At 43.5% G+C, this 9,420-nt stretch carries 9 protein-coding genes; 8 read left to right on the forward strand and 1 reads right to left on the reverse strand.

The features are described from left to right. The first annotated feature begins 159 nt into the window (after positions 1 to 159). Positions 160 to 912 carry a 2,3-diphosphoglycerate-dependent phosphoglycerate mutase gene (gene gpmA, locus ACESPQ_RS16725; protein ID WP_373144563.1) on the forward strand — a complete coding sequence of 251 codons (753 nt, stop codon included), beginning with the start codon at positions 160 to 162 and terminating at the stop codon, positions 910 to 912. Positions 913 to 1,061: 149 nt separating this feature from the next. Next, positions 1,062 to 1,547: a VOC family protein gene (locus ACESPQ_RS16730; protein ID WP_002608518.1), complete on the forward strand. Its 486-nt coding sequence runs from the start codon at positions 1,062 to 1,064 to the stop codon at positions 1,545 to 1,547. A 327-nt stretch (positions 1,548 to 1,874) separates the two neighbouring features. On the opposite strand, the gene ACESPQ_RS16735 is transcribed toward ACESPQ_RS16730, so the two are convergent. Next, complete coding sequence (locus ACESPQ_RS16735; protein ID WP_002608519.1) at positions 1,875 to 2,681, reverse strand: Cof-type HAD-IIB family hydrolase; 807 nt, start codon at positions 2,679 to 2,681, stop codon at positions 1,875 to 1,877. Positions 2,682 to 3,057: 376 nt separating this feature from the next. Here ACESPQ_RS16735 and ACESPQ_RS16740 point away from each other — a divergent pair, with 376 nt between their 5' ends. The 6 genes from ACESPQ_RS16740 (at position 3,058) to ACESPQ_RS16765 (ending at position 9,029) form a co-directional block, all read left to right on the forward strand. Beyond that, complete coding sequence (locus ACESPQ_RS16740) at positions 3,058 to 3,888, forward strand: sialate O-acetylesterase (protein WP_002608520.1); 831 nt, start codon at positions 3,058 to 3,060, stop codon at positions 3,886 to 3,888. Positions 3,889 to 4,516: 628 nt separating this feature from the next. Beyond that, entirely contained in the window at positions 4,517 to 4,798 is a 282-nt protein-coding gene (locus ACESPQ_RS16745) for a hypothetical protein (RefSeq protein ID WP_257271571.1), read from the forward strand. 50 nt (positions 4,799 to 4,848) lie between these two features. Next, positions 4,849 to 5,133, forward strand: coding sequence for a hypothetical protein (locus tag ACESPQ_RS16750; RefSeq protein WP_373144565.1), 285 nt, complete (start codon positions 4,849 to 4,851; stop codon positions 5,131 to 5,133). A 193-nt stretch (positions 5,134 to 5,326) separates the two neighbouring features. Beyond that, entirely contained in the window at positions 5,327 to 7,234 is a 1,908-nt protein-coding gene (locus tag ACESPQ_RS16755; RefSeq protein WP_009269353.1) for a DUF4118 domain-containing protein, read from the forward strand. A 614-nt stretch (positions 7,235 to 7,848) separates the two neighbouring features. After that, the gene (locus ACESPQ_RS16760; RefSeq protein WP_257336870.1) at positions 7,849 to 8,211 is read left to right on the forward strand and encodes a DUF1232 domain-containing protein; all 363 of its coding nucleotides are present in this window, start codon (positions 7,849 to 7,851) and stop codon (positions 8,209 to 8,211) included. Between the two features lie 221 nt (positions 8,212 to 8,432). Further along, positions 8,433 to 9,029, forward strand: coding sequence for a nucleoside phosphorylase (locus ACESPQ_RS16765; protein ID WP_373144567.1), 597 nt, complete (start codon positions 8,433 to 8,435; stop codon positions 9,027 to 9,029). Positions 9,030 to 9,420 lie beyond the last annotated feature (391 nt).

Here is a 9,420-nt window from a genome sequence, read left to right on the forward strand (position 1 = left end):
CCTTCGGCTTTTGAGGTCTCCTCTTTCCGCACGACGTTTGGCGGGAGTTGGAGCCTTTTTACGTCAGCGTGGGCAAATGCATTGACAGCACCCCTTTACATGCATATACTGTTATTAGTTAGATGGAGATAACTTTTAACATCAAAGGAGGAGTCACAAATGAAGCTTGTATTGATTCGTCACGGAGAGAGTGAATGGAATAAATTAAACCTGTTTACCGGGTGGACAGATGTTGATCTGAGTGAAAAAGGACATGAAGAGGCCAAAGCGGCAGGGAGACTGCTGAAGCAGGAGGGATTGGATTTTGATATCTGCTATACCTCCTATTTAAAAAGAGCTGTGCATACACTGGATCACATTCTGGATGAAATGGATCGCACATGGCTTCCTGTTGTAAAGTCCTGGAAGCTGAATGAGCGACATTACGGTGCTTTGCAGGGCTTAAATAAAGCGGAAACCGCTGAAAAATACGGAGAGGAGCAGGTCAGGGAGTGGCGGCGTTCCTACGATATCCTCCCACCGGCGCTGAACCAAAACGATGCGCGAAGTGCTGTTGCACAGAGTATGTATCGGGATGTGAATCCGAATGAGCTGCCGAGCAGTGAGAGCCTGGAAACGACGGTTGCACGAGTAGTGCCGTATTTCAACAAGGTCATTAAAAAGGATATGATGGCAGGAAAACGCGTCATCATCGCGGCACATGGAAATTCTCTGCGTGCATTGGTGAAATATTTTGATAAGCTCAGCGAGGAGGATATCGTAAATGTGAATATTCCAACAGGTGTTCCGCTCGTGTATGAATTTGATGCACAGGGCAATCCTTTGCACCATAGATACCTTGGTGATCCGCGGCTTTTAAAGCAGAAAATGGAGGCTGTTGCCAATCAGGAAAAAAAAGCAATCGGCGTGTAAAGGAAAACAACATGATCATATGCATAGGGAAAAGAGATCCGCTTAATACCGTAGGGGTACAGAACCAATCATTTCATGTATGTCTTCTTTTTACAATTCACATCCCCTGCCCTCTGGTATAATAACTGCATTCACAGGGAGGTAGCTGTATGAAATACATGGGAAGCTTATATGCAGTAGATGATAAAGAACGCACGATCGCTTTTTATAAGGAGGTGTGCGGTCTGCGCGTGATACAGGATTTTGGTACAAACTTCACGATGACGGGAGGTATATCCTTTCAGACGAGAGAAAGCTGGAGTGGTTTTCTGGAGAAGCAGCCCTCGGATATTCATTACGGCGGCAATGATGCGGAGATTTATCTGGAATGTGAGGATCTGGACGCTTTTGTAAAGCTGTTAAACAGTCGAACGGATACCAAACTGCTTCATCCTGTAAAGGAGCATGACTGGGGACAAAGAGGCATTCGCTTTTACGATCCGGACATGCATATCATCGAAGTCAGTGAACCACTGCCTGTTGTCGTCAGCCGCTTCACACAGCAGGGGATGAGCCCCTCGCAGATATCTGAGAAAATGGGGTTGTCTGAACGCATGGTGAACCGCATGCTGAAAAGGCACGAAAAAAATTCATAGTATGAAGGCTGTCCAGCGGCAGTCTTTTTTGCATAAGAAAATCAAAACTCGTTCGAAAGCTCAGGATTGCGTATTGCTGATAACCCGGATGCAGGAAATAAAGCACAGGACATAGTGAATAGCTGAATGAAAAAGGATACATAAACGCAGATACATAGGGGTCAGCTGCATGAGGGAAACAGAAGTGTATAAATAAATGAACGATGAAAATGACAAGAAAAGAAAACAAAAAGCCGATACCTGCAGGAAATATCACCTGCCGCACCGGCTTTTTCATAACCTCTATTACATAATCACAGGAATATAAGCGTTGGACCGCGGCAATCATTATCTGGCTAGAATATGCTTTTCCAGATACCAGGCTACACCGTCCTCTTCGTTGGAAATTGTCTGGGCATCCGCATGGGCAAAGGTATCCATGGTGCCGTTGCTCATCCATACGCCGTGTCCGACTTCCTTTAACATTTCGTTGTCATTGCTTGTATCACCAAAGGCAAGCACCTCATCCATGGTAATTCCGATATCCGCACACAGTTGACGAAGCCCGCTGGCCTTATTCACCCGCTTATCCACGAATTCAAACAGGGTGGGATCGGAACGAAAGGCTGCACAGGTTGAAAGATTAAGCTTTCTTGCACGCTGTTCCACCATATCCATATCCTCCGGCCGACATTCCACAATCAGCTTCTGTCTAGGCTGATTACAGAGCGCATACAAATCTGTGATCTGTTCATCCTCGTGATATAAGGCAGCCTTTGCACGGGTTGCTTCAGTTCCCTTGTTCACATAGCGCTTTTCCTTTTCAAAAATCCAGAAGCGCACCGGCATATCCCGATATTGATCCATAATATGCTTTAACAGTTCTCCGTCTATGGTATAAAAGTTTTTCTGTGCATCCTTTGCTTTATCATAAATGCACCCGCCGTTCATACCGAGTACATAATCCACAAGCTCCTCCATTTCCCATTGCTTGATGAGGGAGAGAATCGGATACAGCGGCCTTCCACTGGCAATCGCAAAGGACATTCCCTGTTCCTTTGCTTTGCGAATGGCGTCCTTATTTATATTGCTTACAAACTTCTGCCCATTTAACAGCGTTCCGTCCAAATCACTAACAATCAGTTTATATTTCATAATCATCACCTGCGGGAATCATACCATAAAATAAGATAAAGGAAAAGATGACAAAGCAGGTCTATTGTTATATCCGCATGATGACTGTGTATTCTTTGTTATGTTCGGTTGACAAATTGCTACCCTGCATGGATAGCATTTCCTCCTGCATTCCTGTTTAGTATAGTCATACGATGAGGTGATGAGGATGAAGGATATCGTGATAACAAATGCTATGCAGGGAAACCTGAAATGGGCTTGATGCGTAAGCAATGCTTTTGTGCTCTTTACAAATCAAAACGGATAAATAATTTTTTTAAGTCAGAAATGAAATGACAATGCTTAAGGGAAATGATATAATGACAAAAATATAATTGAAAATGAGAGGAATTTAGAAATGAAGTCAGTTTTACTAATAGGACAATCAAATATGGCAGGGCGTGGATTTTTAAACGAGGCTACGCCAATATATAATGAAAATATTTTCATGCTAAGAAATGGCAGATGGCAAATGATGGCAGAACCTATCCACTTTGACCGGTCAGTTTCCGGTGTTGGACCGGCGGCGTCATTTGCACAGGCATGGTGCAACGCAAATAAAAATGAACAAATCGGACTTATCCCTTGTGCGGAAGGAGGCAGTTCCATCGATGAATGGGATAAGGAAGGTGCTCTATTTCGCCATGCAGTCAGTGAGTCAAAATTCGCCATGGAAAACAGTGAGTTGATTGCAATTTTGTGGCATCAAGGAGAAAGCGACAGTCATAGCGGAAAATACAAAAATTATTATCAAAAACTTAATGTTTTAGTTAATTCGTTCAGAAAAGAACTGGAAGCTTTGGAAGTTCCGTTCATTGCTGGCGGTTTAGGAGATTATTTAGGTAAGTCTGGATTTGGAAGAAGCTGCGTAGAGTATGACTTGATTAACCAGGAATTACTCAAATACGCAGAATATAACAGAAATTGTTATTTTGTAACAGGGGAAAAATTATATCCTAATCCAGATGGTATCCATATCAATGCAGAGTCTCAGAGAATACTGGGTATTAGGTATTTCAAAGCTTACCAGACCAAATCAAATGTTGTAGAGCCGTTAGATAATGAAGCGAACATGGTAAAGGAATTGTGTGAAAGAGAATACACTATAGCAGAAAAAAGATATATAACACTAGAACAATTTACATTAGGAAAAAGTTCCATGGAAGAAGTGTTGAAATTTTTAAAGTAGAGACATAACTTCCAGTTTATGTAGGAAATAAGCTGAAAACCTCACAAACCCACGGTATGATCCGCCACGGAGGTGGCTGCAAGGCATTAGCTAAGCTGGCGTGAGGGGTGATTTCCTTTGTCGGTTCGGCGATTCCAGAAACAAAACGACTGAAACAGTTTAGCAGTCTTTGTGGTATTGGTGTAGAGTCTGCTGGGAGGAAGCGTATAGCCAATTGCACAGCAGCCCTTTGATACTGCCAGTGATCTGATTGACTGGACTTCTGCCTGTTAATTGTTAAAGGATATGCGGTATCACAGCTATCTAAAAAAATGAGAAAATAAAGCAGGCAGGTAAAAGAAGGCGTTTCCTCTTTGAGATTGTCAAGGAACAAGCTTACATGCTATTTTATCTTTTGCTTTTCATGATGGTGTATCCTGTTCATTTTTGAATAAGGGGCAAACAGCAGCTTTCAGCATTTTCCGGTTTGGAATACCGGAAAAGAAAAGAGCGATACAGATTTCTGATTCTAGTTGGATTGAACAGGCGGTGAAGGAATGAATTCAGCACTGCTGTTTATGAAGGAATGTATATAAAGGGAGGCTTATCGTGATGTGAAGAAACAATGTGGAAGGAAGGCGGTAACATTATGAAACGGCTATGGGAAGCAGGTGCATTGTTGAATAAACGGTATTTTCTATTCATTATCCTGCTGCATAGTGCTGTATGTGCGATCATCGTACAAAATGGCCTGGCTTTTGTCCTGAATCTCGGGCTTGCTTATTTTGTACGCGGTTTTCTGTCACTGCATTTCATCGTCAATGGTGTGGAGTCTTATAAACCCACGCGTAAAATTGGTCCCTTTTACATATTGGGTGATGATCATTATATTTTTACGGTTATCCGTTTCGTCGCCGTATTTCTCCTGTAACCGGCTATCTTGTTAACTTTGGAATCGCGTTTCTCCTATATCTGTTCTCCATGAGTCAGCTGCTTTTACGCAAATATGAGAATATCTGGCTGGCCTGTGCAACAGGTGTTTTACTGGGGACTGTCCTTGGCTTTTTAAAGATTTCAATGCAGGCAAATCATGCATATCAGGAAAATATGAAAACGGCCAAACAGATGTTTATGGAGCATTATGGTAATCTGAAAGAATTATCTAAAATTGAAAAATATTGTCAGCTGAATCCCTCCACCTATTATGAAACAAAATGGATGAAGGAAATGCTGCATACAGATCGTGAGGAGGGCAGGGATGGCTAGCTTCTGCACACTGTCCTTTTTTTCTTAAGGCCCTGGATGTGTGAAACATTATACTCTGCTTTTTATAAGAAGGTATTATAAACGGTAAGCTGCTGTTTGGATTTCATAAAGATAAGTACCTGTTTCATAAATATGATATATATAGGCTAAAGTACCTCTGCAATCGCTGTTATACTGATACAGGGTGATGGCAATGAAACAGGGTAAATTGAAAATATTCTTCGGATATTGCGCAGGCGTGGGAAAAACCTATGCCATGCTGGAGGCTGCTCATGAGCGGAGGCGGGAAGGCATGGATGTGGTTATCGGCTACATCGAAAAGCATGATCGATTAGATACGATTGCATTGATGCAGGGACTGGAGTGTATAGCGTTAAAAGCGATTATGTATCATGGGATTACGCTGGAGGAATTTGATTTGGATCAGGCATTGCAGCGGCATCCGCAGCTGATACTGGTTGACGAGCTTGCGCATACGAATGTACAGGGGGCCCGGCATCCCAAGCGCTACAGCGATATACAGGAGCTGCTGCATGCAGGAATTGATGTGTATACGACTGTGAATGTACAGCATTTGGAAAGTCTGCAGGATGTGGTTGCAGGTATCACCAGAGTACAGGTACAGGAGCGTATTCCGGATGCTGTATTTGATGAAGCAGATCAGGTGGAGCTGGTGGATATTGAACCGGATGAGCTGCTTGAACGTCTGAAAAGGGGGAAAATCTACCATAAGACTGCCGCACAGAAGGCGATGCATAATTTTTTTGTAAGAGATAATCTTATCGCACTGCGTGAAATAGCCTTGCGCCGTTGTGCAGACCGGGTGAATAAGCGGGTCAGTTTAAAGGATCGCAAGTCCACACGGGAGCATATCCTTCTCTGTCTTAGCCCGTCCCGCAGCAATGCATTGGTCATCCGTACCGCCGCACGCATGGCAAGTGCTTTTTTCGCAGAGTTCACGGCACTGTATGTTGAAAATGTAAACGAGGAGCCGCTTTGTCGCGAGGATTTGGAACAGCTGGAACAAAACCGCCGTCTGGCGCAGCATTTTCATGCAAATATCGTATCTGTGGCAGGAGAGAATATTGCACAGCAAATCAGTGAATATGCCAAAATCAGCGGAGTTTCCAAGATTGTTATCGGCCGTTCCTCCCCCCGTCCGCACTCCCGTGCGAGAACCCTGATCGATCAGCTCACTCTGCTGGCTCCCGACCTTGAAATCTATATCATTCCGGACGCAAATGTGGAGCCTGTGAAAAGGAAACGGCATAGGCTTACACATGCACATGTATTCCGTCATCGCGACTTCATGCTTACGGTACTCCTGTTTCTGGGAGCGACCGGGATCAATTTGCTCATGTACCATTTTCAGCTTCCGGAAGCAAACATCATCATGGTCTATCTTTTGGCAATCGTTCTGATTTCCTATAACACCAGCTCCCGTGTTTACGGACTGGGTGTTTCTCTGCTGATTGTTGCCGTATTCAATTTCTTTTTCACAGCACCCCGCTTTTCCATGGAGGCATATGATCCGGCATATGCAATGACCTTCGCCGTCCTGTTTATCGTTTCCTTTATCATCAGTACCCTGACTCGGACAATGCGTATGCAGCTCAAGGTAAATGCCATGCAGGCACATCGCATGGAGCTGTTGCTGGAGACCTCCCAGCAGCTGCAGCTGGCAGAGAATATGGCACAGCTGGGTGAGGAGGCAGTCCGGCAGCTGTATAAGCTGCTGAACCGTACCATCATCATTTACAGTGTAAGGAATAAAACCCTGCAGGAGCCGATCATTTATCATGAACATTTAAATGAAGAAGAGGAACAGAAATATCTAACTGAGAATGAACGTGCAGTTGCACAATGGGTGTTAAAAAACAATCGCAAGGCCGGTGTTTCAACCAGTACGTTGCCGTATGCAAAGGCCCTGTATTATTCGATCCGGAAGAAAGATCGGATTTATGCTGTGGTCGGAATCGCCCTGCAGCAAAAGGAGGTATTGTCACCGTTTGAGCGCAGTATGCTGGCAACCATGCTGAATGAGATTGCTTTGGCAATGGATTCCATGCGCAAGCAGAATCACAGAAGAGTGAATCGCTAATATGTAATTAACAGGGCAACAGAACGAAAAATCGGTTGTCGGTTTATCGCTTTTGGAAGGCAGGAAAGAGGAGGTTTAAAAAAAACTTCCTTTTTTATATCCGGGATTTTGCTGAATTCCTGCACATAAGTCCTTGCTTTGCTTTGAACTTGCGGAAAGCATGGAAAACGCATGACGCAGCTTGCCTTGGATGATATAATAGGCATGGAATGCCGCTATATTGCATAGGAGGCGGTAGCTGTACATGTGATCCGTGTTGATACCGATGCGCATAATAAGGGGATGCAGTATATTTTACAGTGAGATGAATGTCTATATTGCGGCACTGTGATTTTCCAAAATGGTCCCAAGCTTGCCTAGGGGCTTATGTTTTCGGAAGATTGTATCTTACAGACATGACATTGCATGAAAAGCAGCAGGGGGGGCAGCTTATAGAATTGATGCGAAAGTATGTGAAAAAAATCCGTAAGCTGTATGCTTGCGTTCGGGTGTGCTGAGCGCTGAATGAGTCAGGATTTGATACGCAAAGGTTTACAGGCAGTAGGGGTACTGTGGAGGTAATCACGAAGAAGTGTAAGGCAGGGTGAAGGATATTGAAAGAGAATTCGTTACGCATGATTTTGAAAAAAAGAGCAGGACAGCTGAAGCAGGATTTGCCGATTATCTATCTGGTATGGAAGGATAGAGATACGCCGGTGTTAGCGAAGGCACTTGCGGCTATGACGGCGGTTTATGCACTTTCTCCGATTGATTTGATTCCTGATTTTATACCGGTGCTTGGCTTGCTGGATGATGTGATCCTGTTACCGGCACTGATTGTATTGACCTGTAAACTGATCCCCGATGAAATCTGGGAGCGAAATCGTTGGCTATGCGAAGACATACAGGAGAAGAAGCAAAGGAAATGGTATTATGCGGTTCCGATTGTCGTCATATGGCTGCTGATTATCTGCCTGATTGTTAAAGCGGTGCTCTAGGATGGCTTCTGGCCTTGATATAGAAATATATCGGTTACCTGTAAATGAAAAAGGAGAAGTGAAGGATGTACACTAGGTTTGAGGATACACAGGAAGCGGTGATCAACCCGTAGGATATTGTAAAAAGAAGAGCGGATTGTCCAAAGGTAGCTGTAACCTGCTTCGCACATAATCTGATTGCATATGCAATAGAAAAATACCAAGCGCAGGTTTATGATTATCTGCATACAACCAATGGTGATAAACCAATATATGTGTGCAAAATTGAAAGTCGTCGTATTGCTCTGTTTATGAGTGGAACTGGAGCCAGTGCTGCAGTGAATGAATATGAGGAATTATTTGCCCTCGGAATAGAAAGCATCGTTGTGTTTGGTACCTGTGGTGTGCCGGATTCATCAATCAAGGACTGTGCAATCCTCCTTCCAACGCTTGCTTATCGTGATGAAGGAACAAGCTTTCATTATGCACAGGCAAGTCAGACGATCGCAGTCAATGTAAATACGCATACTCAGATGAAGCAATTCTTTCAAACACATGCGATCGCTTATCGGGGAGCAAAGGTATGGACTACAGATGGATTTTATCGTGAAACGAGGAACAAGGTTGAACGAATGAAGGCGGCCGGTTATACCTGTGTGGATATGGAGTGCTCGGCATTGGCTGCCCTTGCTCAATTTCGCAGGAAAAGGATAGCACAGTTTTTTTATCTAAAAAGCAGGCAAAATACCCCCATCTCAGTGGCCGATGAACAGGTGGGGGATGAATGCAGCCATATTTCATCCTTGTTTTCTTTCTGTTTTTCACGAAGCTTTCCTTAAATTTCTCTCATATTCGTGGTATAATGGGTTAGAGGTTTATAACACCCGAAGAATGAAATATGAAATATTTCGATTCTAGTTTAGAGGGTGTTATAAAGCTATTATGGGAAATCGGGACGATTTAACATAGTAGCGCAGCTCTAACCCATTATAGGAAATCGGCACGATTTCCTATAATAATGTCAACAAAAGGAGGTTTTCCATCATGAAATCATATCGTACATATTCTAGTATCCTATCTGCTAATCATCCCCAAAACCCCCGGCTTTTCTGCTCTTACGCATCGTGCTAAAAATCTGTACAATATTGCTTTATTCTATATAAGAAATGCGTACAGTGCTTCCATCAAATCAAATGAGGATCGCTTTCCACATGAGTTACAGGTCCTGGA

Origin of the sequence: Clostridium sp. HGF2, assembly GCF_964240115.1 — a bacterium.
Lineage (GTDB): Bacteria > Bacillota_I > Bacilli_A > Erysipelotrichales > Erysipelotrichaceae > Clostridium_AQ > Clostridium_AQ innocuum.

Excerpts from the sequence above, each read along its gene's own strand:
- gpmA (WP_373144563.1), top strand. The coding sequence starts at position 160 with ATGAAGCTTGTATTGATTCGTCACGGAGAGAGTGAATGGAATAAATTA.
- ACESPQ_RS16730 (WP_002608518.1), top strand. The coding sequence starts at position 1,062 with ATGAAATACATGGGAAGCTTATATGCAGTAGATGATAAAGAACGCACG.
- ACESPQ_RS16735 (WP_002608519.1), bottom strand. The coding sequence starts at position 2,681 with ATGAAATATAAACTGATTGTTAGTGATTTGGACGGAACGCTGTTAAAT.
- ACESPQ_RS16740 (WP_002608520.1), top strand. The coding sequence starts at position 3,058 with ATGAAGTCAGTTTTACTAATAGGACAATCAAATATGGCAGGGCGTGGA.
- ACESPQ_RS16745 (WP_257271571.1), top strand. The coding sequence starts at position 4,517 with ATGAAACGGCTATGGGAAGCAGGTGCATTGTTGAATAAACGGTATTTT.
- ACESPQ_RS16750 (WP_373144565.1), top strand. The coding sequence starts at position 4,849 with ATGAGTCAGCTGCTTTTACGCAAATATGAGAATATCTGGCTGGCCTGT.
- ACESPQ_RS16755 (WP_009269353.1), top strand. The coding sequence starts at position 5,327 with ATGAAACAGGGTAAATTGAAAATATTCTTCGGATATTGCGCAGGCGTG.
- ACESPQ_RS16760 (WP_257336870.1), top strand. The coding sequence starts at position 7,849 with ATGATTTTGAAAAAAAGAGCAGGACAGCTGAAGCAGGATTTGCCGATT.